At 62.7% G+C, this 24,794-nt stretch carries 25 protein-coding genes; 11 read left to right on the forward strand and 14 right to left on the reverse strand.

Translation table 11 applies throughout. The annotated features are described in order from the left end of the window. Positions 1 to 76 precede the first annotated feature (76 nt). The 3 genes from AAIL66_RS01755 to tsaE all read right to left on the reverse strand — a co-directional run bounded on the left by AAIL66_RS01755 (position 77) and on the right by tsaE (position 2,522). Positions 77 to 292, reverse strand: coding sequence for a glycine zipper 2TM domain-containing protein (locus tag AAIL66_RS01755; protein ID WP_003064466.1), 216 nt, complete (start codon positions 290 to 292; stop codon positions 77 to 79). Positions 293 to 477: 185 nt separating this feature from the next. Next, a complete protein-coding gene (locus AAIL66_RS01760; protein WP_193751147.1) occupies positions 478 to 2,004 on the reverse strand; it encodes an N-acetylmuramoyl-L-alanine amidase in 1,527 nt (508 codons plus the stop codon). After that, positions 2,001 to 2,522: a tRNA (adenosine(37)-N6)-threonylcarbamoyltransferase complex ATPase subunit type 1 TsaE gene (gene tsaE, locus AAIL66_RS01765; RefSeq protein WP_343495859.1), complete on the reverse strand. Its 522-nt coding sequence runs from the start codon at positions 2,520 to 2,522 to the stop codon at positions 2,001 to 2,003. Before tsaE ends, AAIL66_RS01760 begins: the two co-directional genes overlap by 4 nt. A gap of 12 nt (positions 2,523 to 2,534) precedes the next feature. Here tsaE and queG point away from each other — a divergent pair, with 12 nt between their 5' ends. Further along, positions 2,535 to 3,575, forward strand: coding sequence for a tRNA epoxyqueuosine(34) reductase QueG (gene queG / locus AAIL66_RS01770; RefSeq protein WP_343495860.1), 1,041 nt, complete (start codon positions 2,535 to 2,537; stop codon positions 3,573 to 3,575). Between the two features lie 56 nt (positions 3,576 to 3,631). Here queG and AAIL66_RS01775 read toward each other — a convergent pair whose 3' ends face one another. Next, on the reverse strand, positions 3,632 to 4,540 hold the full coding sequence (locus AAIL66_RS01775) for an AEC family transporter (protein WP_063661494.1): 909 nt from the start codon (positions 4,538 to 4,540) through the stop codon (positions 3,632 to 3,634). 236 nt (positions 4,541 to 4,776) lie between these two features. Between AAIL66_RS01775 and AAIL66_RS01780 the strand changes: the two genes are divergently transcribed. Then, a complete protein-coding gene (locus AAIL66_RS01780) occupies positions 4,777 to 5,757 on the forward strand; it encodes a tripartite tricarboxylate transporter substrate binding protein BugE (RefSeq protein ID WP_034359925.1) in 981 nt (326 codons plus the stop codon). 77 nt (positions 5,758 to 5,834) lie between these two features. Here AAIL66_RS01780 and AAIL66_RS01785 read toward each other — a convergent pair whose 3' ends face one another. After that, positions 5,835 to 6,881 carry an NAD(P)H-quinone oxidoreductase gene (locus AAIL66_RS01785; protein WP_343495861.1) on the reverse strand — a complete coding sequence of 349 codons (1,047 nt, stop codon included), beginning with the start codon at positions 6,879 to 6,881 and terminating at the stop codon, positions 5,835 to 5,837. A gap of 110 nt (positions 6,882 to 6,991) precedes the next feature. Here AAIL66_RS01785 and AAIL66_RS01790 point away from each other — a divergent pair, with 110 nt between their 5' ends. After that, positions 6,992 to 7,876: a LysR family transcriptional regulator gene (locus tag AAIL66_RS01790; protein ID WP_034359927.1), complete on the forward strand. Its 885-nt coding sequence runs from the start codon at positions 6,992 to 6,994 to the stop codon at positions 7,874 to 7,876. Between the two features lie 103 nt (positions 7,877 to 7,979). Beyond that, complete coding sequence (xerD, locus tag AAIL66_RS01795; protein WP_045838299.1) at positions 7,980 to 8,936, forward strand: site-specific tyrosine recombinase XerD; 957 nt, start codon at positions 7,980 to 7,982, stop codon at positions 8,934 to 8,936. Positions 8,937 to 8,944: 8 nt separating this feature from the next. Here the strand turns inward: xerD and AAIL66_RS01800 are convergent, their stop codons facing one another. Continuing rightward, positions 8,945 to 9,595 (reverse strand): molybdopterin-dependent oxidoreductase, encoded by a 651-nt coding sequence (locus AAIL66_RS01800; protein WP_034389416.1) that lies wholly within the window; start codon positions 9,593 to 9,595, stop codon positions 8,945 to 8,947. Between the two features lie 224 nt (positions 9,596 to 9,819). On the opposite strand from AAIL66_RS01800, the gene AAIL66_RS01805 reads away from it, so the two are divergent. Then, positions 9,820 to 10,824 (forward strand): tripartite tricarboxylate transporter substrate binding protein, encoded by a 1,005-nt coding sequence (locus AAIL66_RS01805; RefSeq protein ID WP_034408734.1) that lies wholly within the window; start codon positions 9,820 to 9,822, stop codon positions 10,822 to 10,824. A 102-nt stretch (positions 10,825 to 10,926) separates the two neighbouring features. Here AAIL66_RS01805 and AAIL66_RS01810 read toward each other — a convergent pair whose 3' ends face one another. The 3 genes from AAIL66_RS01810 to AAIL66_RS01820 all read right to left on the reverse strand — a co-directional run bounded on the left by AAIL66_RS01810 (position 10,927) and on the right by AAIL66_RS01820 (position 14,477). Continuing rightward, complete coding sequence (locus AAIL66_RS01810; RefSeq protein WP_034359932.1) at positions 10,927 to 12,213, reverse strand: HDOD domain-containing protein; 1,287 nt, start codon at positions 12,211 to 12,213, stop codon at positions 10,927 to 10,929. A gap of 35 nt (positions 12,214 to 12,248) precedes the next feature. Continuing rightward, the gene (locus AAIL66_RS01815; RefSeq protein ID WP_003064492.1) at positions 12,249 to 13,508 is read right to left on the reverse strand and encodes an HDOD domain-containing protein; all 1,260 of its coding nucleotides are present in this window, start codon (positions 13,506 to 13,508) and stop codon (positions 12,249 to 12,251) included. A gap of 162 nt (positions 13,509 to 13,670) precedes the next feature. Next, entirely contained in the window at positions 13,671 to 14,477 is an 807-nt protein-coding gene (locus AAIL66_RS01820) for a ferritin-like domain-containing protein (RefSeq protein WP_034359934.1), read from the reverse strand. Between the two features lie 50 nt (positions 14,478 to 14,527). On the opposite strand from AAIL66_RS01820, the gene AAIL66_RS01825 reads away from it, so the two are divergent. Further along, on the forward strand, positions 14,528 to 15,052 hold the full coding sequence (locus AAIL66_RS01825) for a gamma carbonic anhydrase family protein (protein ID WP_003064497.1): 525 nt from the start codon (positions 14,528 to 14,530) through the stop codon (positions 15,050 to 15,052). Positions 15,053 to 15,082: 30 nt separating this feature from the next. After that, positions 15,083 to 16,090 (forward strand): Hsp33 family molecular chaperone HslO, encoded by a 1,008-nt coding sequence (locus AAIL66_RS01830; protein WP_003076386.1) that lies wholly within the window; start codon positions 15,083 to 15,085, stop codon positions 16,088 to 16,090. Between the two features lie 123 nt (positions 16,091 to 16,213). Here AAIL66_RS01830 and AAIL66_RS01835 read toward each other — a convergent pair whose 3' ends face one another. From AAIL66_RS01835 to AAIL66_RS01855, 5 genes are all read right to left on the reverse strand, one after another. Continuing rightward, on the reverse strand, positions 16,214 to 16,756 hold the full coding sequence (locus AAIL66_RS01835) for a hypothetical protein (RefSeq protein ID WP_343495862.1): 543 nt from the start codon (positions 16,754 to 16,756) through the stop codon (positions 16,214 to 16,216). After that, positions 16,725 to 17,003, reverse strand: a complete 279-nt coding sequence (locus AAIL66_RS01840; protein ID WP_034389417.1) for a septum formation initiator family protein — start codon at positions 17,001 to 17,003, stop codon at positions 16,725 to 16,727. The genes AAIL66_RS01835 and AAIL66_RS01840 overlap by 32 nt, the downstream gene beginning before the upstream one ends. 77 nt (positions 17,004 to 17,080) lie before the next feature. Beyond that, positions 17,081 to 18,367 carry a phosphopyruvate hydratase gene (gene eno, locus AAIL66_RS01845; protein WP_003057720.1) on the reverse strand — a complete coding sequence of 429 codons (1,287 nt, stop codon included), beginning with the start codon at positions 18,365 to 18,367 and terminating at the stop codon, positions 17,081 to 17,083. A gap of 435 nt (positions 18,368 to 18,802) precedes the next feature. Next, entirely contained in the window at positions 18,803 to 19,660 is an 858-nt protein-coding gene (gene kdsA / locus AAIL66_RS01850) for a 3-deoxy-8-phosphooctulonate synthase (RefSeq protein WP_343495863.1), read from the reverse strand. A 149-nt stretch (positions 19,661 to 19,809) separates the two neighbouring features. Next, on the reverse strand, positions 19,810 to 21,471 hold the full coding sequence (locus tag AAIL66_RS01855; protein ID WP_034359936.1) for a CTP synthase: 1,662 nt from the start codon (positions 21,469 to 21,471) through the stop codon (positions 19,810 to 19,812). A gap of 113 nt (positions 21,472 to 21,584) precedes the next feature. On the opposite strand from AAIL66_RS01855, the gene coaBC reads away from it, so the two are divergent. The 4 genes from coaBC to AAIL66_RS01875 all read left to right on the forward strand — a co-directional run bounded on the left by coaBC (position 21,585) and on the right by AAIL66_RS01875 (position 24,791). Continuing rightward, positions 21,585 to 22,811, forward strand: a complete 1,227-nt coding sequence (gene coaBC / locus AAIL66_RS01860; protein WP_034359938.1) for a bifunctional phosphopantothenoylcysteine decarboxylase/phosphopantothenate--cysteine ligase CoaBC — start codon at positions 21,585 to 21,587, stop codon at positions 22,809 to 22,811. A 23-nt stretch (positions 22,812 to 22,834) separates the two neighbouring features. Further along, complete coding sequence (locus tag AAIL66_RS01865) at positions 22,835 to 23,353, forward strand: hypothetical protein (RefSeq protein WP_039049908.1); 519 nt, start codon at positions 22,835 to 22,837, stop codon at positions 23,351 to 23,353. A gap of 148 nt (positions 23,354 to 23,501) precedes the next feature. Next, positions 23,502 to 23,951 (forward strand): dUTP diphosphatase, encoded by a 450-nt coding sequence (dut, locus tag AAIL66_RS01870; protein ID WP_003064513.1) that lies wholly within the window; start codon positions 23,502 to 23,504, stop codon positions 23,949 to 23,951. Positions 23,952 to 23,981: 30 nt separating this feature from the next. Beyond that, on the forward strand, positions 23,982 to 24,791 hold the full coding sequence (locus tag AAIL66_RS01875) for a hypothetical protein (protein ID WP_343495864.1): 810 nt from the start codon (positions 23,982 to 23,984) through the stop codon (positions 24,789 to 24,791). The last annotated feature ends 3 nt before the right edge of the window (positions 24,792 to 24,794 follow it).

Genomic DNA, 24,794 nt, shown 5'->3' on the forward strand with positions numbered 1-24,794 from the left:
GGAAAAGCGCTGACCCATGAAAAAGCCCCGGCAAGCCGGGGCTTCTTTTTTGGGCATTCAGATCGGATCGAGGCGTTTATTTGCGCTTGCCTACCTCGTTGCCGATCAGCGCGCCTGCCGCGGCACCGCCTACGGTGCCCAAAGTGGAACCAAACAGTGCATCACCGACCACGCCGCCAGCGACGGCGCCGACACCGGTGCCGATCTGGGCATTGGTGGGCGAGGTGGAGCAGCCTGCCATGGCCAGCGTGAAGGCAGCAGACACGGTGATGGCAAGAGTTCGCAGTTTCATGAGGTCTCTCCTGTACAGCTTGCCCTAGAGGCCAGCTTTCATAAGAACACGCCTTGATCTTGAACCTTCTGCCCTGGCTTTCAGGTAGGAGAGAGGGCCAAGCCTGTGTCATTCAGGCTTGGCGACTGTCATCGAGCCGGCTTGTCGGCTGACAGCCAGCATGGTGGTTTTGTGTAAGCGCGCACTTAAACCGATCGGCTGCGCGCCAGGGGCGGGTTGTGGGCGAAGTACTTGCGTATGCCCGTCATCAGCGCATCGGCCAGTTGCTCGCGGTAGGCGGCAGAGGCCAGCTTGGCTTCCTCCTCGGGGTTGCTGATGAAGGCCGTTTCCACCAGCACGCTGGGAATGTCGGGCGCCTTCAGCACGGCAAAGCCGGCCTGCTCCACGCGGGCCTTGTGCAGCTTGGCCATGCTGCCGATTTCGCCCAGCAGCGAAGTGCCCAGCTTGAGGCTGTCCTTGATCTGAGCGGTGGTGCTCATGTCCAGCAGCATGCGCTGCACATGCTGATCCTGCAGTCCGCCCACGTTCAGGCCGCCCACGAGGTCGGCCTGATTTTCCTTGTTGGCCAGCCAGCGGGCGGCCGTGCTCGATGCCCCGCGTTCGCTGAGCGCAAACACGCTGGCACCGCGCGCTGCCGGGGTGGTGAAGGCATCGGCATGGATGCTGATGAACAGATCGGCCTGGACGCGGCGGGCTTTTTCCACGCGTGTGGCCAGGGGCACGAAGAAGTCGGCGTCGCGCGTCATGAAGGCGCGCATGGGGCTGCCGCCTATACGCGAGTTGTTGATGCGCTCGCGCAGCAGATGGGCGACCTTGAGCACCACGTCTTTTTCACGCAGGCCGCTGGGACCGGTGGCGCCGGGGTCTTCGCCGCCATGGCCGGGGTCCAGCGCCACGATGATGATGCGGTCCGTGCTTTGCGAGGTGGCAATATTGGGTGCAGGCCTTGGCGCCGGTGCCGGGCGTGGCGCGGGAGCAGGCGGCGGCGGCACGGGAGCCGGTGCCGGAGCCTGTGCAATTACCGCGGGAGCCGGTGCTGGCGCGCTGGGCCGCTGGTTGCGCTGGGCAATCAGATCACCTAGGGGGTCGGCCGGAGGGGCTGTCGCAATCGCTACAGGGGGCGGTGTCGTGATGGCGGGGTTGTGCGGTGCCGGGGCGGCGGCCGTGCTGCCGGCATCGCGCAGGCGCTCGCTGATCAGGGCTTCCAGCGGGTCCACGGCCTTGGCGGGGTAGAGGTCCAGCACCAGCCGGTGCTTGTAGGGAGCAATCGGGGCCAGCGTGAAGACCTGGGGCCGGGCTTCCTGCTTGAGGTCGATCACCAGACGCACCACGCCGGGCGCAAACTGGCCAACGCGGATGCTGGCGATATTGGGGTCGTCGGAGCGGACCTTTGCCACCAGTTCCTTGAGCGCCGGGTTCAGATCCAGGCCCTCGATATCGACGGCCAGCCGCGGCGGGCTGGGCACGAAGACCGGCTTGGCCGTCAGCGGAATATCGGATTCCAGCGTGACGCGCGAGTAGTCGGGTGCGGGCCAGACGCGCACGGCCACGATGCTCGCGCCCTGTGCAATATGCTGGCGGCCCAGCAGCAGAACCACGCCGCCTGCCTGCAGCAGATTGCGGCGGGAAAGACCCGGTCGGGAAAGACCCGGCAGGGAAGGGCCAGGTTGGGGCAGGTCCGGAAAAGCCGTGGAGAAAGTTGTTTTGCTCATGCCGTCAATGCTTCAAGCACGGTGCAGCCTGCGGGGGTGCCAGCCTTGAGCGTCACCTGTCGCTGCACATCGTCAATTGCTTCGATATGGATAGCTATATCCGCAACAGGTGTAACCGCTGCAGCCTTTTCGGGCCATTCTGCCAGCTTGAGTCCAGCACTGGCAAAAATGTCACGAAAACCTGCATCTTCCCATTCACGCGGATCGTCGAAGCGGTAGAAGTCAAAGTGCCAGATCGAGAGATCGCCGGCCTCATGCGGCTCCACCACTGCATAGGTAGGGCTCTTGATACGGCCCTGCACGCCCAGGGCGCGCAGCCAGTGACGCACCAACGTGGTCTTGCCCGCACCCAGGTCGCCATGCAGGGTCACATAGGCGTTGCGCAGCTCGGGCAGGGCAGCCAGTTGCCGGGCAAAGCGCTCGGTATCTTGTTCGCTTTGCCAGAGTATCTGGCGCTGCGCAAGCGCCGATGCGGGCTCGCTTCCTACAATTCGGGGTGTATGTTGAGCAGCAGTCAATTGGTTCCTTTGATGCAAGCCTGGGCTCGCGAGCTGGGATTTTCCCAAATCGGCGTGGCGGGCGTGGATTTGTCCTCGGCAGAACCCGGTTTGCTGCAATGGTTGGCGCAAGGGTTTCATGGCGAGATGCATTACATGCAGGCCCATGGTTTGAAACGAGCCCGGCCAGCGGAATTAGTTCCCGGCACGGTGAGCGTGATTACCGCGCGCATGGATTATCTGCCGCGCGAGACCGGGGACGGCTGGCAGGCCGTGGAATGGGATCGGCTCAAGCGTCCCGAAGAAGGCATTGTCTCCATCTACGCCAGAGGCCGTGACTATCACAAGGTGCTGCGCAACCGCCTGCAGAAGCTGGCTGAGCGCATCGCACAGGAAATAGGCCCGTTCGGCCACCGTGCCTTTACCGACTCCGCCCCGGTGCTGGAGGCCGAGCTGGCAAGCCGCAGCGGCCAGGGCTGGCGCGGCAAGCACACCCTGGTGCTGAGCCGCGAGGCCGGATCGATGTTCTTTCTGGGCGAAATCTATGTGGACTTTGCGCTAGAGCCCACCGTCCCCGTCACAGCGCACTGCGGCAGCTGCTCGTCCTGCATCGACGCCTGTCCCACGGGCGCCATCATCGCGCCGCACAAGGTCGATGCGCGGCGCTGCATCTCCTATCTGACCATCGAATATGCGGGCAGCATTCCCGAGGAACTGCGGCCCTTGATGGCCAACCGCATCTATGGCTGCGATGACTGCCAGCTGGCCTGCCCCTGGAACAAGTTTGCCCATCCGAGCATCTTGCCGGACTTCGACGCCCGCGCCGGACTGGCCGGCACTCAACTGGTGCATTTCCTGGCCTGGGATGAAACCACTTTTTTGCGCGTGACCGAGGGCAGCCCCATCCGCCGCATTGGCCATGTGCGCTGGCTGCGCAATGTGGCCGTGGCCTTGGGCAATGCCTGGCGCGAAACCGGCAGGCCCGAACTCAAAGCCGCGCTGCAGAGCCGGGCCGATCATCCCGACCCCGTGGTGGCCGAACATGTGGCCTGGGCGCTGGCGCAGCGCGTCTGACTTTTAGTGAAGTTGGCCTCTATCGCTTATCCAGTAAGTACAAGAAGCTATTAAATTTAAATGCCGATCAGCCAGAGCCCGAAGGGCAGGCTGAGCACGCCCAGCATCGTGGACAGCGACACCAGACTGGCCACAAACGAGCCTTCATAGCCCATGCGCACAGCCAGCACATAGCAGGACGAGGCAGTAGGCAGGCTGGAGAACGCCATCAGCGCAATCGCCTGCGGCTGGTTGAGGTGGAACAGCTGAACCATGGCAAAGGCGATCAGCGGCTGGATGGCATGGCGTATCAGCAGCAACTCGCTGGCCAGCAGCTTGTTGCTGGCCAGTGCACTGAGCTTGAGGCCGGCGCCGGCGGCCATCAGGCCCAGTGCGATCGAGGCCGCACCGATGCGTGCCACGGGGGCTTCCAGCAGGGCCGGAATCTTCAGTCCGGCGGCATTGAACAGCAGGGCGCTGACGGTGGCGATGATCAGCGGATTGCGCAGCAGATGGCCGACAAAATGCTGGTCGCTGCCACGCGTCATGGGCCAGACGGCGGCCACATTGAACAGCGGCACGGATACGCCGATCAGCACCGAGACATAGAGCAGCCCGTCCGGCCCTGCCAGGCGCGAAACCAGTGCCAGCGCGATAAAGGAGTTGAAGCGAAACGCCACTTGCGCTGCTCCCGCATAGCCGCGTGCATCGATGCGCCGGCCCAGAAACGGCAGGTGCGGAAGGCTGTAGGTCAGCGCAATGCCCAGCAGGCCTCCCAGCACACCGGCAGCCAGCAATTGGCTGGCGTCGCCCCACTGGATCGGGTTGCGCGTGATGGAGTGAAACAGCAGCACCGGAAAAAGCAGGTAGTAGACGAGCTGCTCCACGGCTTGCCAGACGCTGCGGTTGATGGGCGTGAAACGGCACAGCACATAGCCCAGCACGATGAGCGCGAAATCGGGAAAAAGCAGTTCTAGATAGTTCACGGCCTGTAAGCATAGGGCCGGTCATAGGTTTGCTGAGAGAAAGCTGTCGCCAAGTTTCTATGTAGTAGTACTTACTGCTGTCGCTCGGCTCATTCGCGCTGAACTTTGATGCGCTTCAAGGAAATGGTGTGAATCTAGGGTAATTACTGAGAAATCAGGGCTAACAAGAATGTGTCGGGTTTTTTGCGGCACGTACCATCAGCCGTTAATTTCAGAACTCATAAGGAGACCCCTTCATGAATCGTCGTATGTGCGTGGGCCTGACAATGGCTCTGGCAACTGTAGGTTTCTCGACCGGTGTGTTGGCTGAGGCCAACTACCCCACCAAGCCCATCAAGCTGCTGGTGCCCTTCGCCGCAGGCGGCACGACCGACATCATTGCGCGTGTGATCGCCGAGCCGCTGAGCAAGGAACTGGGTCAGTCCGTGGTGGTGGACAACAAGGGCGGTGGCGGCGGCGTCATCGGTGCGCAGGAAACCGCGCGCCAGAAGCCCGACGGCTACAACCTGGGCATTTCCACGCTGTCGACCATGGCCACCAATCCGGCCATCAACCCCAAGACTCCCTACAACCCGCTGACGGACTTCACGCCCATCATCAATATTGCGGCCACGCCCAATGTGATCGCCGTGAACCCCAAGTTCCCCGGCGCGGCTAACTACAAGGCTTTCGAGGCCGAACTCAAGGCCAATCCCGGCAAGTACTCCTATGGCTCGTCCGGTACGGGCGGCATCCAGCACATGCTGATGGAGCTGTACAAGTCGCTGACCGGCATCCAGATGACCCATGTGCCTTATCGCGGCGCGGGCCCGGCCCTGAACGACGCGGTTGCCGGCCAGATCCCCATGATTCTGGACAACCTGCCTTCGGCACTGCCTTTCATCAAGGACAACCGCCTCAAGGCCATCGCCGTGGCAGCTCCCCAGCGTCTGGCCGTGCTGCCTGACGTGCCCACCTTCAAGGAAGTGGGTCTGCCCCAGGTCAATCGCATGGCTTCCTACGGCATTCTGGGCCCCAAGGGCATGGACAAGGCCATGGTCGACAAGATCAATGCCGCAGTGAAGAAGGTGCTGCAGGACCCCGCGGTCAAGAAGCGCATCGAAGACACCGGCTCGCTGGTGGTGGGCAACTCTCCTCAGGAATTCGCCAAGGAACTGAAGGAAGAGTTCGAAACCTACAAGCAGGTCGTGGCCAAGCAGAAGCTGACACTGGACTAAGCAGCTGATCTGCTGCCGATACAGTAGCGGATACCGCAAGCCCGAATTGCCTTTGAGGCGATTCGGGCTTTGTTTTTTTATATTATTTTCCGCTGCCCAGGCAGCAACAGAATCTTGCCGATGCTGACCCCGGACTCCATATGTCTGTGCGCCCCAGCAGCATCTGCCAAAGCGAAGGAGCTATCGATCACGGGCCGTATCGCTCCACTCTCCAATGCACCAAGCCATCGCTGGGCAAAGCGCTGGACCATCGCCTGCTTGACTTCGGGCGAGCGTGACTTCATCACGGTTCCGAAGATCCGCAGATGGCGGTACAGCACCAGGTCCATGGGCAATGCAGCGCCCTGGGAGCCGCCCAGCAGGCCCACCATCACCATGCGCCCGCCGACGGCCAGCGATCGCACATTGGGCTCCAGGTAGGGGGCACCGACGAAATCGATCACGATGTCCACGCCTTTGCCGTCGGTGGCCTGGGCCACCACGGTTTGGAAGTCCTCGCTGCGATAGTCGATGAAGACATCGGCTCCGAAACCCAGAACCGCTTCGCGCTTGTCGCCGCTAGCCGTCGCAAAAACCCGGGCGCCGGCAGCATGTGCAAGCTGAACGGCGGCCGATCCGACACCACCCGCTGCCGCATGGATCAGCACCGACTCGCCGGCGCGCAAGCCAGCCAGATGAAACAGGGCCTCGTGTGCGGTCACGAACACCTCGGGTATCGCACCGGCATCCACCAGGTCCAGATTCCCGGGGACATGTATCGCCATGCGGTGGTCTATGCGCGAAATCTCGGCATAAGCGCCGCCGCCCACGATGCCCATGACCCGGTCGCCCACGGAGAAGCCCTGCACCAAGGGACCGGCGTCGATCACGGTTCCGGCGATCTCCAGGCCCATGGTGTCTGCGTCACCAAAGGAAGCTCGGCCATAGGCGCCCTTGCGGTGATAGAGGTCGGCACGATTGACGCCGATGGAGGCGTTGCGTACCAGCAAGTCGTGGGGGCGAAGCTCAGGAGCCGGCAGCTCGCGGGCCACCAGCACCTCGGGCTCGCCAAAATCGTCAAAAACGATGGCCTGCATGGTGGTGGGCTTTGCTGCGGGGATGGAGTCTGTCAAAAAGGTGGGCATAGCGTCGTTCTCGAAATATCTTTGAGCGCTGAAGATTACGACGCAAAGCTTTGTTTGCAATGCAGCGATTTCGCTCTACATTGATGCAAATTTGCATCAACTGATGAGCCATGAACTGGGACGATACCCGCATCTTTCTCGCCCTGAGCCGCACGCACTCATTGCGCGCCGCAGCGCGCAGCCTGGGCATTGATCAGGCAACGGTCGGGCGACGCCTGAATGCGCTGGAGTCCGAGCTGGGGGCAAAGCTGTTTTTGCGGGCCAAGGATGGATACCTGCTCACGGCCGCTGGCGAGGTGGCACTGGCTGCGGCAAAGCGTATGGAGAGTGCGGCCCTGGACTTGCGCACCAAGATCGAGGGTCAGGATGAAAATCCCGGTGGGCTGGTGCGCGTGACAAGCACCGACTCCATCGCTATTGACCTGTTGCTTCCCGCTGTGGAGCGTTTGCAGCAGCACTGGCCGAATATCCGCGTGGATCTGGAAGTCTCCACCCAGTTGCTGAGCCTCGGTCGTCGGCAGGCGGATATTGCTTTTCGCAACGTCAGGCCTGATACCCCGGAGCTGGTGGTTCGCCGTGTGGCTTCGTGGCCTGTGGGGCTGTTCGCAAGCACGAGTTATCTGGCTCGCTTTGGCGAGCCCGCCCCTGAAGACGAGTTGCGCGGTCACCATCTGGTGGCATACGGGCCTTATCTGGAGCAGAGTCCGCTACTGAGCATGGCCGGAGTGCCGGCACGTCAGGCCAGGATTGCCATGTCGGTCCGCTCCAGTCTCCTCGTGCGCAAGGCGGTTGCTGCAGGCATCGGGATTGGGGAAATGCCGTTGTGGATGGGGGAGCGCGAAGGCCTGGTGCGTATCTGGCCGCAACGCCGACGTCCGAACGACTACGAAGTCTGGCAGGTCATGCATCCCGATCTGCAGCGCACGGCTAGGGTGAGAGCGGTTGCGCAGTTCCTGGCCGAGGCTTTCGATGGCCCGTCAGCCGGCATCAGCTGAAGCAGGCACAGCATTTGCCATTGCCGGTATCTGACCCTGATCTCCATGGTGCACCGAGCTGATTTCAGTTCGGTGCATCCTCGCCAGCGTGTACGCTAGCTCCATGTCCGACACTCCTAAAAAAGCCCGCAAACCGCAGATTCCCGATGACTGGCCGCAGCCCTTGCCGCAGAGCCAGCATGCGCTCGATCAGTTCATCGATGCCCTGCTGCTGGAGGACGGGCTTTCGCGCAATACCCTGTCCGCCTATCGGCGTGACCTGACAGCGGCTGCGCGCTGGCTGGCGCGGCTGCAGCCGCCCAAGGCGCTGGATGCTGCGCAGGAAGCCGATCTGCAGGGCTATTTCACGGCCCGTGTGGAGGGCACCAAGGCCACCTCCTCGAACCGCAGGCTGACGGTGTTGCGTCGCTACTTTCACTGGGCGCTGCGTGAAAAGCGCATCGCTGCCGACCCCACGGTGCGCATGCTGGCGGCCAAGCAGCCGCCGCGCATGCCCAAGACCCTGACCCAGGAGCAGGTGGAGGCCCTGCTCGATGCGCCCGATGTGGACAGCCCGCTGGGCTTGCGCGATCGCGCCATGTTGGAGCTGATGTATGCCAGCGGTCTGCGCGTCAGCGAACTGGTGGGCGTGCGCATGCATGAGCTGGACCTGCGCTCGGGCGTGCTGCGCGTGACGGGCAAGGGGCGCAAGGAGCGGCTGGTGCCGTTTGGTCAGGAGGCGCAGCACTGGCTGGAGCGCTATCTGCAGCAGGCGCGAGCGGCGATTCTGGGAGGGCAGCAGACCGAGGAGGTGTTTGTGACCCAGCGCGGCGCGGGCATGAGTCGCGTGATGTTCTGGGTCATCGTCAAGAAATGCGCGCAGATTGCAGGTGTGAACTCGCCGCTGTCGCCACATACGCTGCGCCATGCGTTTGCCACCCATCTGCTCAACCATGGCGCCGACCTTCGCGTGGTGCAGATGCTGCTGGGGCATGCCGATATCTCCACCACCACCATCTACACCCATGTGGCGCGCGAGCGGCTCAAAGCTCTGCATGCCGAGCATCACCCGCGCGGCTGAGCCGCTACCTAGGTCGTCGCGCTGCCAAGCTGCAGGTGGTACAGCCCCCAGACGGCGGCAGGAAAGCGCTGCTTGACGGGCAACTGGCCGAGCTCCGGAATCTGATGGGCTGCAAAAATGGCCCAGAGCGGGCCCACGCCGCCCATTGCCAGCGGCACGCCGTCCAGCTGGGTGGCAATCAGCATGCGCCAGCGCACGGCCTGGGCCAGCGGTATCTGGCTGCGATAGCCATCTATGCCCTGCAAAGTCAGTTGCAGGCCGCGCGCCATGGCCTGGCCTACATCCACGCCGGCGGCCTGCAGCACCTGCTCCAGCAGCGGGCCTTGCAGGCTGTGCTCGGCTTCGTCGTATTCCAGCGTGGTCCTGAGCGTCTGCTGCTCCAGGCTGTTGAGCGCATCCATGCCACAGGACCAGGCTGCATCAAACAGATAGCCATGGATGATCAGCATGCGGTCCGCCACGGCCTGCGGCTTGCCGCGATTGGCCTGCACACCGGGGCCGCTGATGGTGAGCACTGCGGGCTGCAGGCCATCGAGCACGCAGGTGCGGGAGGCCTTGCGTGTGGCCGCGGCGGGCAGAGCCATGGCGCCCAGTGCAGCGCCCGCAGCACCGCTTCGCAGCAAGATGGAGCGACGTGATAGAGGTTGTTTTTCTGCCATGGGGCGCTTTCTTTGTGGAGATTGCTGCAGTCTAGCGGCAAGCCTTGCGGGCGTCATTGCGACATGTCGATGAAGGTGTTGGTCGGTTGGAGTGTTGGTCTATTTGAATGTTTGAAGTTTTATTTTGATGTTTTCTGTCCAGTGAATTGACGAATCGTCGTCCAAATCAACCGGGGAATTCACTTTGGTCAAAAATGCAGGTCTTGATTTTTGGATTTCGAGTGATGACTAACTTTCTGCGTCGCAGCATGCTGACCTGTGCCCTGGCAGCCGTGCTGCCTGCCACCTTGTCCCTGAATGTCCAGGCGGCCGACAAAGCCGACGCGGCTGGCTGGCCCAGCCGTCCCATTCGTCTGGTGGTGTCCTACCCTGCCGGTGGTGTGAGCGATGTGGTGGCCCGTGCACTGGGTGAAAAGCTGTCACAGTCGCTGGGTCAGTCGGTGGTGATCGACAACAAGGCCGGTGCGGGTGGCGCGATTGGCCTGGACCAGGTCGCCAAGTCCAACCCCGATGGCTATACGCTGGGCTTTTCGTCCATCAGCCCGCTGACGCTGAGCCCCCATCTGGGCAAGCCGCTGTTCGATCCGCACAAGGATATTGTTCCCGTGGTCAGCGTGATGTATTCGCCCGTGCTGCTGCTGGGAACGACCCGTCTGGCAGCCAAGAGCTTTCCCGAGCTGATGACCCAGGCCAAGGCCCACCCCGGCGATGTGCGCTGGGCCACGGCCGGTCTGGCCTCGCTGGGCCACATCATGCTCGAGCAGATTGCCGATCAGGGCAAGGTTCAGATCACCCATGTGCCTTACAAGGGCGGTGGCCAGCAGCTCAATGACGGCCTGAGTGCACAGTTCGAAGTGTTGTCCACGAATGCCGGCCCAGCCGTGATGCAGCATATCAAGGCCGGCAAGTTCAAGGCCCTGGCCGTGGGAGCTCCGGCGCGTCTGGACTCGCTGCCTCAAGTGCCCACGCTGGCCGAGCTGGGTTACAAGAACGCCAACACCACATCGGTCTTCGGCATCTTCGCTCCCGCGGGTGTGCCCGCCCCCGTGCTGGCTCGCCTGAATGCCGAGGTGAACAAGGCGCTGGCGCTGCCCGAGATCCGTCAGCGCCTGGAGGCCACTGACAATGTGCCTACCGGCGGCAAGGCAGCGGACTTTGCCAAGCAGATCGAGGTCGAGTCCAGGTCCAACGCCCAGATCATCAAGGCTGCAGGTATCCAGACCAACTGATCGGAACTTTCTTGAATGAAAAAGGGCTTGCGGTCACATCGGCTGCAAGCCCTTTTTCGTTGTGCGCAGCAAGCGCACTGACTGGTCGCGAAGCGGATTGGTTCAGATCACTTCGCTGGCCAGGTTGTCGGCCCAGCTCAGTGCCTGCAGATGGGCCCAGTTGACCTGGTGGTTGGACAGCTGCAGCGCATTGGCGGCGCGGGCAAAAGCCGCTTCGTCGCCAGACTCGCAGGCGCGCGTCAGATCCAGGAAGGGTGCAAAAACGCCCTGGTTGTGTACCAGTGCGTCAACCACGGACTGGGGCAGGGCTACGGATTCCAGGGCCTTGGCCATGGGCTGGCTCAGCATCACATCGAGCAGCGAGAAAACGCCCACGACGAAAGCGTGGTCGCATTCCTCGGGCGGCAGCAGCTCGGCGGTCAGCAGCTCCATCAGGCGGCCGCGCACCACGGCTGTCTGGCCCACAGCCGGCGGTGTGCCGCCGGCGCGTGAGGTGGTCAGCAGCAGGGCCGCCCAGCGGAACAGCTTCTTGAGGCCCAGAATCATCACCGCATGGCGGAAGGAGGTGATCTCGCAGGACAGGCCGAAACCCGAGCTGTTGATGAAGCGCAGCAGGTTGAAGGACAGCGTGGGGTCCTTCTTAAGCAGCTCTTCGATCTCCTCCGTGCTGGCCTGCTGGCGCACCAGGTTGATGAGCTGGATGATGGTGGTCTGCGTGGGGCGGATGGTGCGCGCCTGCACGAGCTGGGGCTGGGCGAACCAGTAGCCCTGGAACAGCTTCACACCCAGGCCCAGCATATGCTCGAACTGCTCGGCTGTTTCGACCTTCTCGGCCACGATCTGGGCGCGTGTGTAGGTCTGGGCAAACTTCACCAGCTTCTCGGCATGCTCGATCGCGAAGCTCTGCATGTCCAGCTTGACGAAGGAGGCCATGGGCAGCCATGACGCATAGTTGCGGCGCAGCAGGTTCTGGTCGAAAGCCAGGCGAAAGCCACGCTGGCGCAGGGCCGCAAATGTGGGCAGGCAGGCTTCGATGTTTTCCTGCGTGGCATCGGCGGGCAGGGCCGGCACTTCCAGTACCACACGGTCGGGGTGAATCAGCTCCAGGTGGCCGCCGCTCAGGCTGTCATGGGTGCAGTTGATGAAAACCGTCTTTTTGCCCACCAGGGCTTCGGCACCGGCGTAGGACAGTGCATTGAACAGCAGTGCCGCATCAGATGCTGCTGTGTGTGCGTTATGTGCAACCGAGCGGTCAAACAGCTCGTAGCCATACACATCCCGCTTTTCATCGACGATTGCCTGACGCGCAATGCTGGCCATATTGGCCTCGTCCCTGTCTGCAACGGGGCTGGCGGTTGGTGAAGAGGCGTTTGTGTCAGAGGTATCCATGTCGGTTATCGCTTGGGTGTGGGGCAAAAGCGCTGTCAGTCGGACAGACACTCCGTCCATCTCAAAGCCTGCAGATGAGCGTGATTGATGTCCCCGTGCTCCAGCTCCAGGCTGCAGGCACTGCGGTCGAATTGTTCCTGGTCATGACTCTCGCAGGCCTTGGTGAGCATCAGCAGCTCGCCCAGAATGCCTTCATGATGCAGCAGCGCGGCAGAGACCGATTCGGACACCGGAATCAGCGCCAGCGCTGCAGGCAAAGGCATGCCCAGCATGCGGTCCAGCATGGAGAACATGCCGCAGATAAAGGCCAGATCGGCATCGGTGTCCGTTAGCGAGTGCTTGGCCAGCAGCTCCATCAGACGGCCGCGAATCACGGCGGTCTGGCCTACGGCCGGCGGGGGGCCGCCTTCACGGGCGGCTGTCAGCAGCATGGCAGCCCAGCGAAACAGCTTGTTCAGGCCGAGCAGCATCACGGCCTGCTTGAAAGAGGTGATCTTGCGATGGGCGCCAAAGCTGGCCGAGTTGATGAGGCGCAGCAGGTTGAAGGCCAGGGCGGCGTCCTTTTTGAGAACTTCCTCGATCGCATCGGTGCTGGCCTGCTCGCGTACCAGCGTCAGCAACTGGATGATGCTTTGCTGCGTCGGGGTCAGAAGGCGGGTCTGCATCACCGTGGGACGGGCAAACCAGAAACCCTGGAAAAGCTCTATGCCCAGGCGCTGCCCCAGCTCATGCTGATGGGCACTTTCGACTTTTTCGGCGATCAGCTCGGCGCGGGTGTGGCGGTTGGCGAACTTGACCAGCACCGTAAGCTGGTCCGGTGCCAGCGTGGAGAGGTCTAACTTGATGTAGTCGGCCAGCGGCAGCCAGGCCGAATACACAGACTCCAGTACCGTGTGGTTGAAGGCCAGATGAAAGCCCTGGTCCTTGAGTGCCAGCAAGGTGGGCAGGCGGGCTGCCACCTCATGCACGGCAGCATGGCCCAGAGGGGGGATCTCCAGCACCACCTTGTCGGCAGGCAGCAGCTCCAGGTGCTCGCCGGTCAGACCTTCGTGAGTGCAATTCACGAACATGAGCTTGGTGCCGACCAGATCTTCCTCTCCAGCATGCGTGAGGGCCGCAAAGATCAGCGTCGCGTCTGAGGCCATGGTGTGACCATAAGGCGAGCGCGAGCGGTTGAACAGCTCGTAACCAATGATTTGCTGCAGCCCGTTGACGATGGGCTGGCGTGCAATCATGCCTTTGGACAGGTTGCGCGGCGAGGCGAATGCCTGGTCCTCTATGGTTTGTTCACTCATTGCTGCATGACGTCTGTGTGGGAAATGGTTGGCTGTGCCGGTTATTGTAAGAACGAGCCGATCATAGTGTCAGCTTCGTGCGTTCAGTCCGTTTGTGCCAACAACTTCGGCTCGCGGGCCTCGCTTGTCGGTGGTTCTTGATTCGAGTCAAGAAAAAAATACCTAGATCTGTTGCAGCCAGGCGATCTCGGTTGCGGTGAAGCCTGCGGCACGGCGTGCCTTCTCATTGAAGGGTGGGCGCAGGCGCGGCGCTTCATGGCGCTTTGTCAGCTCCAGGTACAACGACTCGGGGTCCAGACCGTTTTTCTCGCACAGCCAGCGATACCAGTGGTTGCCTATGGCCACATGGCCCACTTCCTCGCGCAGGATGATGTCCAGAATGTCACAGGCCGCCAGCGCATCGGTCGCGTGGGTGTTACGCAGCTTGTTCTGGATCTGCGGCGTGGCGTCCAGGCCGCGCGCCTCCAGCGTTCTGGGTACCAGGGCCATGCGGGCCACGATGTCGCCCGCCGTTTTTTCGCACATGGTCCACAGGCCCTGGTGGGCCGGATGGTCGCCATAGTCCTGACCATGATGCTGGCGCAGATGATCGCGTAGCAGGCGGAAATGCTTGGCTTCCTCTGCAGCCACCTGCAGCCAGTCGTGGTAGTACTGCTCGGGCATGCCGTCAAAGCGCCAGATGGCGTCCAGTGCGAGGTTGATGGCATTGAACTCTATATGTGCAATGGCATGGATGAGCACGGCCCGGCCTTCGAGGGTGGCAGGCGAGCGGCGCGCCACGGCCGTGTGGTGCTTGAGCTCGGGCCGGGCCGGGCGGCCGGGAAGCTCGGATTCGGGGATGCGCAGTGTCGGTGCTGTTTCTGCTATCGAATAGAGAGCTTTTTGTGTATGCAGATCAATGGCTGCAGCAGCTTTTCTCTCTGGGTCTGCAAGGCACAAGACCTCTAGCGCGCGATGACGTAACTCCATCCCTACAATTCTAGGTTCTATAAAGAAGCAACCCACAGGGAGACAAGCAGATGGCAATTTACGAACTCGACGGCGTTGCGCCGCAGATCGACGAAAGCGCCTGGGTGGCCGACAGCGCCGAGGTCATGGGCCGCGTCAAGCTGGACAAGGACGCCAGTGTCTGGTTTGGAACGGTCATCCGCGGGGATACCGAAAACATCAGCATCGGCGCGGGCTCCAACATCCAGGATGCCAGCGTGCTGCATGCCGATTTCGGCAAACCGCTTACGGTGGGTTGCAATGTGACGGTTGGCCACCAAGTAATGCTGCATGGCTGCACGATTGGCGATGGCTCGCTCATCGGCATCGGTGCAGTGGTGCTCAATGGCGCCAGGATAGGCAGGAACTGCCTGGTGGGCGCAGGCTCGCTGGTGACCGAGGGCAAGGAATTTCCCGACGGCTCCATGATCCTCGGCAGCCCCGCCAAGGTCGTGCGCGAGCTATCGCCCGAGCAGATCGAAGGTCTGCGCCAGAGCGCCAGGAACTATGTTGAAAATGCTCGCCGCTTCAAGCGCGGCTTGCGCAAGCTGGGCTGAGGGCCCTGCTTTTTACCGGAATCGATTAGCGTGTCTGAACTGCATAAATTCATTTTTGACGGCCTGCCCGTGCGTGGTGCCATTGTTCGCCTGACTGACTCCTGGCAGGAAATCCTGCAGCGCCGTGCCGGCAACAAGGATACCGGCGCCTACCCAGAGGCCGTCAGCACCTTGCTCGGCGAGATGACGGCGGCTGGCGTGCTCATGCAGTCCAACATCAAGTTCAATGGCGCGCTGGTATTCCAGGTTATGGGTGACGGCCCGGTCAAACTGGCCGTGGCCGAAGTGCAGTCGGACCTGAGCCTGCGTGCCACGGCAACACTGGTGGGAGAGGCCAATCTGCCCCTGCGCGGCCAGTTGGCCCCGCTGGCAGAACTGGTCAATGCCCATGGCGCGGGCCGCTGCGCCGTCACGCTGGACCCCAAGGACCGCCAGCCCGGCCAGAACCCCTATCAGGGCGTGGTGCCGCTCAACGATGGTGCTGGCGGCCGCTTCGAGCGCCTGTCGGATGCGCTGCAGTTCTACATGATGCAGTCCGAGCAGCTCGACACCGTGATGGTGCTGGCCGCCAATGACCAGATCGCTGCCGGTCTGATGCTGCAGCGCATGCCTGTGAAGGGTGAGGCGAATCTGGCCGCTGCCACCGAAAGCGGTGAGGCCGAGCATGATGCCCAGGGCCTGAACGAGGAATACAACCGTGTTGCCACGCTGGCCTCCAGCCTGACGCAGCAAGAGCTGTTGACGCTGGATGTGGAGACCATTTTGCGGCGCCTGTTCTGGGAGGAGAAGCTGCTGCGCTTCGCTCCTCAGGCCGACGAGCAGGCCCCGCGTTTCGCCTGTACCTGCAGCCGTGACCGGGTGGCCGCCATGCTGACCTCGCTGGGCGAGGAAGAGGTGGATTCCATCGTGGCCGAGCGTGGCAAGATCGAGGTGGGCTGCGACTTCTGCGGCCAGCAATACCAGTTCGACGCCATCGATGCGGCGCGTCTGTTCACCGAAGTGCAAAAGCAGCCGCCCAGCTCCAGCTCGGTGCAATAACTGAACAGTCTGCCCGCGGCGATGGAGCTCTGATGGCGGTGGAGATACCCTGCAAGAGCCCAGGTCGGGGCAGCGCGGGTGTCTTCCAGCTCGGAAAAGATAGGGGAGAAGGCACGAGGCGCCTCAGGGTGCGCTTTTCAAGGCCTCGAACAGTGCCAGCTCGCACTCGGGATCGCCGCATTGCTCGCAGGCTTTGCGGCGTATTTTCTGACTGGAACTCCAGGGATTTTTGCTTGAAATCCAATCCCAGTCTGCGGCCGGTTCCATGAATTTCAGAGAGGCAGCCAGTTGCTGCCATTGGGCAGACGGTCTGCCGTACAGCATCACATAGCTCTGAGAGCGTGCTTCCAGCAGTGCGCGCCATTGGCTGATCTGCTGAGCGATGGCGGGGTCCGGGTCGGCATCGCGCCAGTCCTGGCCCAGCACATAGACCAGGGCATCGGCCGGCCATTCATCGCCGCTCGCGGCGGCCATGCATTGCCAGGGGCCGGCCAGGCCCGCATCCAGACGGGCCTGCAGCAAGCCATGCGCCATGCTGCGCGCCAGTGCATGCGGCGCACCCAGCAGCACCAGCGTGGGCGCAGGAACAGCAAAGCCAGCGCGGGGCTGGCTTCGGGACGGAGCGGGCGCCGGATCAGCGCCTGGAAACCTGAATATAGATTTCATTGGGTTTGACCATGCCCAGCTCGTAACGGGCCTTTTCTTCCACGGTGGACAGGCCGTCCTTGAGGTCGTTGACCTCGGACTGCAGCCTGTCGTTTTCCGATTTTTCTAGGGCGTTGGCCGCGTATTGATCCTTGATTTGCTGCTGCAGCTCGTGCACATAGGCCATGCTGCCATTGCCCAGCCAGAGCTGGGCATGAATGGCGGTCAGCAAGACCAGCAATGTGACGCAGACGACGCGGTTGACCATACAAAAAACCTGGTGGAATCAAGGGTAAGCGCCCTGGCCGCAAAGCGGTTGCCGGGCACTTACTTCAGCTGCGCACTTTAGCGCAGGTTGTAGAAGGCAGCGCGGCCGGGGTACTCGGCGACATCGCCCAGGTCTTCCTCGATGCGCAGCAGCTGGTTGTACTTGGCGATACGGTCGGAGCGGCTCATGGAGCCAGTCTTGATTTGACCAGCATTCAGGCCCACGGCGATGTCGGCAATGGTGCTGTCTTCGGTTTCGCCAGAGCGGTGCGAGATCACGGCGGTGTAGCCGGCGCGCTTGGCCATTTCGATGGCGGCGAAGGTCTCGGTCAGGGTGCCGATCTGGTTGATCTTGATCAGGATCGAGTTGGCGATGCGCTTTTCGATGCCTTCCTTGAGGATCTTGGTGTTGGTCACGAACAGGTCGTCACCCACCAGCTGAACCTTGGCGCCCAGGCGCTCGGTCAGGATCTTCCAGCCATCCCAGTCGCCTTCGTGCATGCCGTCTTCGATGGAGATGATGGGGTACTTGTCGCACCAGCCGGCCAGCATGTCGGTCCACTGCGTCGAAGTCAGTGTCATATTGCCTTCGCCGGCCAGCACGTACATGCCGTCCTTGTAGAACTCGGATGCTGCGCAGTCCAGGCCCAGGGCGATCTGCTCGCCGGGCTTGTAGCCGGCCTTTTCGATGGCTTCGATGATCAGCTGGATCGCGGCTTCGTGGTTTTCCACGGAAGGTGCGAAACCGCCTTCGTCGCCCACGGCGGTGGACATGCCATTGTGGTGGATGATGGCCTTCAGAGCGTGGAAGACTTCGGCACCCCAGCGCACGGCTTCACGGAAGGTGGGGGCACCCACGGGGATGATCATGAACTCTTGCAGGTCCAGCGAATTGTTCGCGTGGGCGCCGCCATTGATCACGTTCATCATGGGCACGGGCAGCTGCACGCCGCCCATGCCGCCGAAGTAGCGGTACAGGGGCAGGCCGGCTTCTTCGGCTGCGGCGCGGGCCACGGCCATGGACACGGCCAGCATGGCGTTGGCGCCCAGGCGGCTCTTGTTGTCGGTGCCGTCCAGGTCGATCAGGGTCTTGTCCAGGAAAGCCTGCTCGGAAGCGTCCAGGCCCAGCACGGCTTCGGAGATTTCGGTGTTGATGTGCTCCACAGCCTTGAGCACGCCCTTGCCCAGGTAACGGCTCTTGTCGCCGTCACGCAGTTCAATGGCTTCGCGCGAGCCGGTGGACGCGCCCGAGGGCACGGCGGCACGGCCCATCACGCCGGATTCCAGCAGCACGTCGCACTCAACGGTGGGATTGCCGCGGCTGTCCAGCACTTCGCGGCCTACGATGTCAACAATGGCACTCATTGCATTTCCTTTGGGTTTCTGAAATCGGTACGTGCAGGCTGACTTCTTTCATGAAATCACGCCCAAGCGCTTGTGCATCAGGCGCAAGCTGCTATCAAAATTGTGAAGCCGACTCTTCTCCACATGCTGCGCGCGCGCCATGCACGCGACGAGTATGGAAGAGGCTGCGGCGGCTATTGTGCACAAATTTGGTGGGCCGCTTTTGCCTTGACGTGTTGCAGCAGTCGAATTTCTTGCGCAAGACGTTTCTGTGCAAGCATTCGGACACAAAAGCGGATACAAAAAAGGCATGACGCCACGCTTCATCGTGTCGGTCATGCCGGGGGGCATCATCTGCTCAGACGCCGCTGCCCGCCTTGGGGCGGCCGGGGCGTATGGACATGCAGGCCTGCAGCAAGGCCGTCATGTCGCTGCTGATGCGCTGTGTATGCATGCTCAGGCCTGGAAATGGTCTTCCAGGAAGCCGTTGCGCTTGGTCACATCGTCCAGCGCCACCAGTGTCTCCAGCAGTGCCTTCATGTGCTTGAGCGGCACGGCATTGGGGCCGTCCGACAGGGCGTTGCAGGGATCGGGATGGGTTTCCATGAACAGGCCTGCCACGCCCACGGCCACGGCCGCACGCGAGAGCACGGGCACCATCTCGCGCATGCCGCCGCTGGATGTGCCGTTGCCGCCGGGCAGTTGCACGCTGTGGGTGGCGTCGAACACGACAGGGGCGCCGGTCTCGCGCATGATGGCCAGCGAGCGCATGTCGCTGACCAGGTTGTTGTAGCCAAAGCTGGCGCCGCGTTCGCAGGCCGTGAAGCTGTCTGCGGGCAGGCCCGCTTCCACCGCCGCAGCACGGGCCTTGTCGATGACATTCTTCATGTCATGCGGGGCCAGGAACTGGCCCTTCTTGATGTTCACGGGCTTGCCCGACTGGGCCACGGCGCGGATGAAGTCCGTCTGGCGGCACAGGAAGGCGGGGGTCTGCAGCATGTCGACGACAGACGCCACATAAGGCACTTCGGCTTCGGTGTGCACATCGGTGAGGATGGGCACGTTCAGCTCCTTCTTCACCTTGGCAAGGATTTCCAGACCTTTTTCCATGCCGGGGCCGCGAAAGCTGGTGCCCGAGGAACGGTTGGCCTTGTCGAAGCTGCTCTTGAAGATGAAGTTGATGCCCAGCGAGGAAGTGATTTCCTTGAGTTGCCCGGCCACGTCCATCTGCAGTTGTTCGGATTCGACCACGCAAGGGCCGGCGATCAGAAAGAAGCGCTTGTCCAGACCAATATCAAAGCCGCAGAGTTTCATGGGGGTTCCTTTTTGCACGCCGTGCATGCTTCAAAAACTGAAGCTGCTGGCGCTCTATTTTGAAAGACTTCAATATCATTTGATGCTGAAGTCATTGCATTTCAAGCGCTGGCAGCTCCTATTTAAGGATTGATTCCGGAGGAGGGGAATCAGGCCTTCTTGCCAGGCTGGGCCTTGTTGTCCATGGCCGCCTTGATGAAGGCGTTGAACAGCGGGTGACCATCCCAGGGGGTGGACTTGAACTCGGGGTGGAATTGCACACCGATGTACCAGGGGTGAACCTTGGCGGGCAGCTCGACGATTTCGGTCAGTTGTTCGCGCTGGGTCAGGGCCGAGATCACCAGGCCGGCTTCGCGCAGCTGGTCCAGATACTGGGTGTTGGCTTCATAGCGGTGGCGGTGACGCTCGGTCACCACGTCGCCGTAGATGCTGTGCGCCAGCGTGCCCTTTTGCACGTCGGAAGACTGTGCGCCCAGACGCATGGTGCCGCCCAGGTCGGAGTTCTCGTCACGGGTCTTGATCGTGCCGTCCGCGTCCTTCCACTCGGTGATCAGGGCGATCACGGGATTGGGGGTGGCGGGGTCGAACTCGGTGGAGTTGGCGCCTGCGAGACCGGCCACATGACGGGCGTACTCGATGGTGGCAACCTGCATGCCCAGGCAGATGCCCAGGTAGGGCACCTTGTTCTCGCGGGCAAACTTGGCCGTAGAGATCTTGCCTTCCACACCGCGCGAGCCGAAGCCGCCGGGCACCAGAATGCCGTCGTAATCCTTGAGCAGCTTGGTGGCATCCGCGTCGTGGATGGTTTCCGAGTCCACATGCGTGATCTTCACGCGCACATGGTTGCGCATGCCGGCGTGCTTGAGTGCTTCGTTGACCGACTTGTAGGCGTCGGACAGCTCCACGTACTTGCCCACCATGGCAATCTTGACTTCGCCCTGGGGATGCTCGGTCTCATAGACCAGGTCGTCCCAGCGCTTGAGATTGGTGGGAGGCGTGTTCAGGCGCAGCTTGTCGCAGATCAGGCCGTCCAGACCCTGCTCGTGCAGCATGCGCGGCACCTTGTAGATGGTGTCCACGTCCCACATGGAGATCACACCCCACTCGGGCACATTGGTGAAGAGGGAGATCTTGCTCTTTTCCTCTTCGGGCACCTGGTGCTTGGCGCGGCACAGCAGCGCATCGGGCTGGATGCCGATTTCGCGCAGCTTCTGCACGGTGTGCTGGGTGGGCTTGGTCTTGAGCTCGCCGGCCGTCTCGATGAACGGCAGGTAGGTCAGGTGCACAAAGGCGGAGTTGTTGGGGCCGAGCTTGAGCGCCAGCTGACGCGCAGCTTCCAGGAAGGGCAGGGACTCGATATCGCCCACGGTGCCGCCGACTTCGCAGATGGCCACATCCACTTCGTGGTCGGTGCCAAGGCCCGCGCCGCGCTTGATGTATTCCTGGATCTCGTTGGTGACATGGGGGATGACCTGCACGGTCTTGCCCAGATAGTCGCCACGGCGTTCCTTTTCCAGCACGGACTGATAGATGCGGCCCGTGGTGAAGTTGTTGCTCTGACGCATGCGCGTTTCGATGAAACGCTCATAGTGGCCCAGGTCCAGATCGGTCTCGGCTCCGTCATCGGTCACGAACACTTCGCCGTGCTGGAAGGGCGACATGGTGCCCGGGTCCACGTTGATATAGGGATCGAGCTTGATGAGGGTGACTTTGAGACCGCGCGATTCCAAAATCGCAGCAAGGGAGGCTGAGGCGATTCCCTTACCTAGGGAAGACACCACACCGCCGGTGACGAAGACGAACTTGGTCATGTCTTTTTTTGGTGGTGGTAAAACAGGATTATAGGTTTGCCACGAATTTCGGCGTGGCGTACAGGGATGCTTGTGCGGCAGCAAAGCCGCTCAGGTCTGATAAATTGCGCAGCATGAATGACGTGTTCGCAGGCAAACATCTGGTGCTGGGTCTCTCCGGAGGCGTGGCTTGTTACAAATCGGCCATGCTGTGCCGCTTGCTGGTCCAGGCCGGTGCCACGGTGCAAGTGGTCATGACGGAGGCGGCCGAGCAGTTCATGACGGCCGTCACCATGCAGGCGCTTTCTGGGCGCGCAGTCTACACCTCCCAGTGGGATGTGCGCGAACCCAACAACATGCCCCACATCAATCTGAGCCGTGAGGCCGATGCCATCCTCATCGCACCCTGCAGCGCGGACTTCATCGCGCGCCTGGTGCAGGGCCGCTCGGACGAGCTGCTCAGCCTGATGTGCCTGGCCCGCCCCATGGAGAGCGTCCCCCTGCTGCTGGCCCCGGCCATGAACCGCGAGATGTGGGCCCACCCCGCGACCCAGCGCAATCTGGCCCAGGTGCAGGCCGACGGTGCCCAGGTGCTGGGCGTGGGCAACGGCAGCCAGGCCTGCGGCGAGACCGGCGACGGCCGCATGCTCGAGCCCGAGGAAATCATGGAGGAGCTGGCGGCGCACTTCACGGCCAAGAGCCTGCAGGGCCAGCATCTGCTGGTGACGGCCGGCCCGACCTTCGAAGCGATCGATCCGGTACGCGGCATCACCAATCTTTCGAGCGGCAAGATGGGCTTCGCGATTGCCCGTGCGGCGCACGAGGCCGGCGCCCAGGTCACGCTGGTGGCAGGCCCCGTGCATCTGCCAACGCCGCGCGGAGTGACCCGCGTTGACGTGCAGTCGGCGCGCCAGATGCAGACTGCCGTGCAGTCCCTGGTGGCGGGGGCCTCGATCTTCATTGCCACGGCCGCCGTTGCCGACTGGCGTCCGGCCGAGTTTTCCGATCAGAAGATCAAGAAGGATGGCTCGGGCGATGTGCCGGCCATGGACTTTGTCGAGAACCCCGACATTCTTGCCGGTGTGGCCCAGTCCGACCAGGCCCGGTCCGGCAAGCTGTATTGCGTGGGCTTTGCGGCCGAAAGCCATGATCTGCTCAAACACGCCAGCGCCAAGCGGCTGCGCAAGAGTGTGCCGCTGCTGGTCGGCAATATCGGTCCCGCCACCTTTGGCAAGGACGACAATGCACTGCTGCTGATCGACGATCAAGGCTCCAAGGAGCTGCCCCATGCCAGCAAGGACGTGCTGGCGCGCCAGCTGGTCGATGAAATTGCGCAGCGCTTGAGCGCCAAGCGTCCCTGACCCGTGATCCCAGGAGCCCGAACATGAATCCCTCCAGCTATGAAGGCCCGCGCAATGGCGACTATGTGGCTTATGTGGATCAGCTGATGCGAGCCAGTCCCGAGTACCGCCGCACGCTGCGCAGCATCGACGGAGCGATTCAGACCGCGGTCGTCACGCCCGGCTCCCAGGCCGCCTCGCCCATGTCCCAGCTGCGCAACACCTTGCAGAAGGCGCGCGACATGGCCGAGCAGGCCCAGCAGGTGCCGGGAGCGCGAACCACGGCGGCTGCTCAACCGGCCCAGCGCACGGCTGCTGCACGGCGCCCCAATACGGCCGTGACCAAGCAGGAGGCGCAGCAGCGCTTCAGGGCCATGGAGCGCGAGATCGAGGGGCAGAAGGCTCAGAACGGTCGCAAGCCCTGGGTGTCTCCGGGCTCGCTGGCGCTGATCGTGGGCGGGGTGATCCTCTCCCAGTTCATCCAGGGCTTTGGCGTGCTGCTCGCACTCATGGGCCTGATGTCGCTGGTGGGCGGCGTGCTCAAGCGCCTGCAAGGCCGCTGACAGGCGTCAAGCGCCGACGCCTGCCCGGCAGCGGGCACAATGGCGCCCTTCAGGAAAACTGCTGGCCGCTGCCATGCAGCTGCCGCAATGGATGCAAGGCCCGGTTCACGGGCCTTGTTTCAAGACAGACAAGACTAGCCAGATCCTTATGAATGTTGATGTAAAGATTCTCGATGCGCGCCTGCGCGACAACCTGCCCGCCTATGCCACCCCCGGCAGCGCCGGACTGGACCTGCGCGCCTGCATCGACGCGCCCGTGACCCTGGAGCCCGGCCAGTGGCAGCTGATTCCCACCGGCATGGCCATGCACCTCAAGGATCCCCATTACGCGGCGCTCATCCTGCCGCGCTCGGGCATGGGCCACAAGCACGGCATCGTGCTGGGCAACCTGGTCGGCCTGATCGACTCCGACTACCAGGGCCAGCTCATGGTCAGCGCCTGGAACCGTTCGCAGACCGCCTTCACGCTGCAGCCCATGGACCGTCTGGCCCAGCTGGTCATCGTGCCCGTGGTGCAGGCACAGTTCAATCTGGTGGATGACTTTGCCGACGCCAGCGAGCGCGGCGAAGGCGGCTACGGCTCTACCGGCAAGCACTGAGTCTCTGGACTCGCCCGCATCTCGCGCAACATGAGCCGCCAGACCCGCAGCCGCTCTGCCTCCTGGACCAAGGTGCAGCTGGGGCGCGACCAGCACATGCGGCGACGCCTGCAAAAACACCACTGGCTGCGTCTGCATGCCGCTCTGACCGGCGGCCTGAGTCTGGCTGCCATGTCCCTGATCAGCCTGTGTCTGCTGCATGCCGGTGTGCACAGCATGGGGCTGCGCTATGGGCTGGCGCTGGCCTGCGGCTATCTGCTTTATCTGCTGCTGGTGCGTCTGTGGGCGGGCTGCATGCTGCGCCGCGACTGGGACGGGGGCGAGCTGCCCTCCGATGGTCCCGGCTTGGGCGGCAAGTCGGGCAGTGCCGACGCTGCGGGCTTTGAAAGCGGGCAGGGAGGCTCCTACGGCGGCGGCGGTGCCGGCGGCCACTGGGACGATGGCGCAGCCGTGCCTGATATCGCGCCTGCGTCATCGGGCCTGGAGCTGCCCGATGTGGATGTGTCGGGGCTGGACGGACTCGATGAAGGCGCCGTGGTGCTCGTGCCGGTGCTGCTGGTTTTTGCGGCCCTGCTGATCGCGGTCACGGGCATGGGCTCGCTGGTGTGGCTGGTGTTCGGTGCCGATCTGTTCCTGACCGTGGCGGTAGAGGTGGCGTTTGCGCTGCTGATGACCCGAACCCTGTATGTGGTGGAGCGCGAAGGCTGGCTGCTGGCGGCGCTGCGCATCAGCTGGAAGCCCGTGCTGGGCGCCTTGGTCGCGGCCGTGGCGCTGGGGCTGCTCGCCGACTGGCTGTTTCCCCAGGCCGATACCCTCGCACAGGTGCTGCGCAGTCTTTGATCG

It is taken from the genome of Comamonas sp. F1-6 (assembly GCF_039581415.1).
GTDB classification, from domain to species: domain Bacteria; phylum Pseudomonadota; class Gammaproteobacteria; order Burkholderiales; family Burkholderiaceae_C; genus Comamonas; species Comamonas thiooxydans.

Bases quoted from the DNA above. Each gene is read 5' to 3' on its own strand.
- AAIL66_RS01810 (WP_034359932.1), bottom strand. From the start codon at position 12,213: ATGGATACCTCTGACACAAACGCCTCTTCACCAACCGCCAGCCCCGTT.
- queG (WP_343495860.1), top strand. From the start codon at position 2,535: ATGCAAGCCTGGGCTCGCGAGCTGGGATTTTCCCAAATCGGCGTGGCG.
- coaBC (WP_034359938.1), top strand. From the start codon at position 21,585: ATGAATGACGTGTTCGCAGGCAAACATCTGGTGCTGGGTCTCTCCGGA.
- AAIL66_RS01780 (WP_034359925.1), top strand. From the start codon at position 4,777: ATGAATCGTCGTATGTGCGTGGGCCTGACAATGGCTCTGGCAACTGTA.
- AAIL66_RS01835 (WP_343495862.1), bottom strand. From the start codon at position 16,756: ATGAAATCTATATTCAGGTTTCCAGGCGCTGATCCGGCGCCCGCTCCG.
- AAIL66_RS01865 (WP_039049908.1), top strand. From the start codon at position 22,835: ATGAATCCCTCCAGCTATGAAGGCCCGCGCAATGGCGACTATGTGGCT.
- AAIL66_RS01805 (WP_034408734.1), top strand. From the start codon at position 9,820: ATGACTAACTTTCTGCGTCGCAGCATGCTGACCTGTGCCCTGGCAGCC.
- xerD (WP_045838299.1), top strand. From the start codon at position 7,980: ATGTCCGACACTCCTAAAAAAGCCCGCAAACCGCAGATTCCCGATGAC.
- AAIL66_RS01820 (WP_034359934.1), bottom strand. From the start codon at position 14,477: ATGGAGTTACGTCATCGCGCGCTAGAGGTCTTGTGCCTTGCAGACCCA.
- AAIL66_RS01800 (WP_034389416.1), bottom strand. From the start codon at position 9,595: ATGGCAGAAAAACAACCTCTATCACGTCGCTCCATCTTGCTGCGAAGC.
- AAIL66_RS01855 (WP_034359936.1), bottom strand. From the start codon at position 21,471: ATGACCAAGTTCGTCTTCGTCACCGGCGGTGTGGTGTCTTCCCTAGGT.
- eno (WP_003057720.1), bottom strand. From the start codon at position 18,367: ATGAGTGCCATTGTTGACATCGTAGGCCGCGAAGTGCTGGACAGCCGC.
- AAIL66_RS01755 (WP_003064466.1), bottom strand. From the start codon at position 292: ATGAAACTGCGAACTCTTGCCATCACCGTGTCTGCTGCCTTCACGCTG.
- AAIL66_RS01785 (WP_343495861.1), bottom strand. From the start codon at position 6,881: ATGCCCACCTTTTTGACAGACTCCATCCCCGCAGCAAAGCCCACCACC.
- AAIL66_RS01790 (WP_034359927.1), top strand. From the start codon at position 6,992: ATGAACTGGGACGATACCCGCATCTTTCTCGCCCTGAGCCGCACGCAC.
- AAIL66_RS01825 (WP_003064497.1), top strand. From the start codon at position 14,528: ATGGCAATTTACGAACTCGACGGCGTTGCGCCGCAGATCGACGAAAGC.
- AAIL66_RS01760 (WP_193751147.1), bottom strand. From the start codon at position 2,004: ATGAGCAAAACAACTTTCTCCACGGCTTTTCCGGACCTGCCCCAACCT.
- dut (WP_003064513.1), top strand. From the start codon at position 23,502: ATGAATGTTGATGTAAAGATTCTCGATGCGCGCCTGCGCGACAACCTG.
- kdsA (WP_343495863.1), bottom strand. From the start codon at position 19,660: ATGAAACTCTGCGGCTTTGATATTGGTCTGGACAAGCGCTTCTTTCTG.
- AAIL66_RS01840 (WP_034389417.1), bottom strand. From the start codon at position 17,003: ATGGTCAACCGCGTCGTCTGCGTCACATTGCTGGTCTTGCTGACCGCC.
- AAIL66_RS01875 (WP_343495864.1), top strand. From the start codon at position 23,982: ATGAGCCGCCAGACCCGCAGCCGCTCTGCCTCCTGGACCAAGGTGCAG.
- AAIL66_RS01815 (WP_003064492.1), bottom strand. From the start codon at position 13,508: ATGAGTGAACAAACCATAGAGGACCAGGCATTCGCCTCGCCGCGCAAC.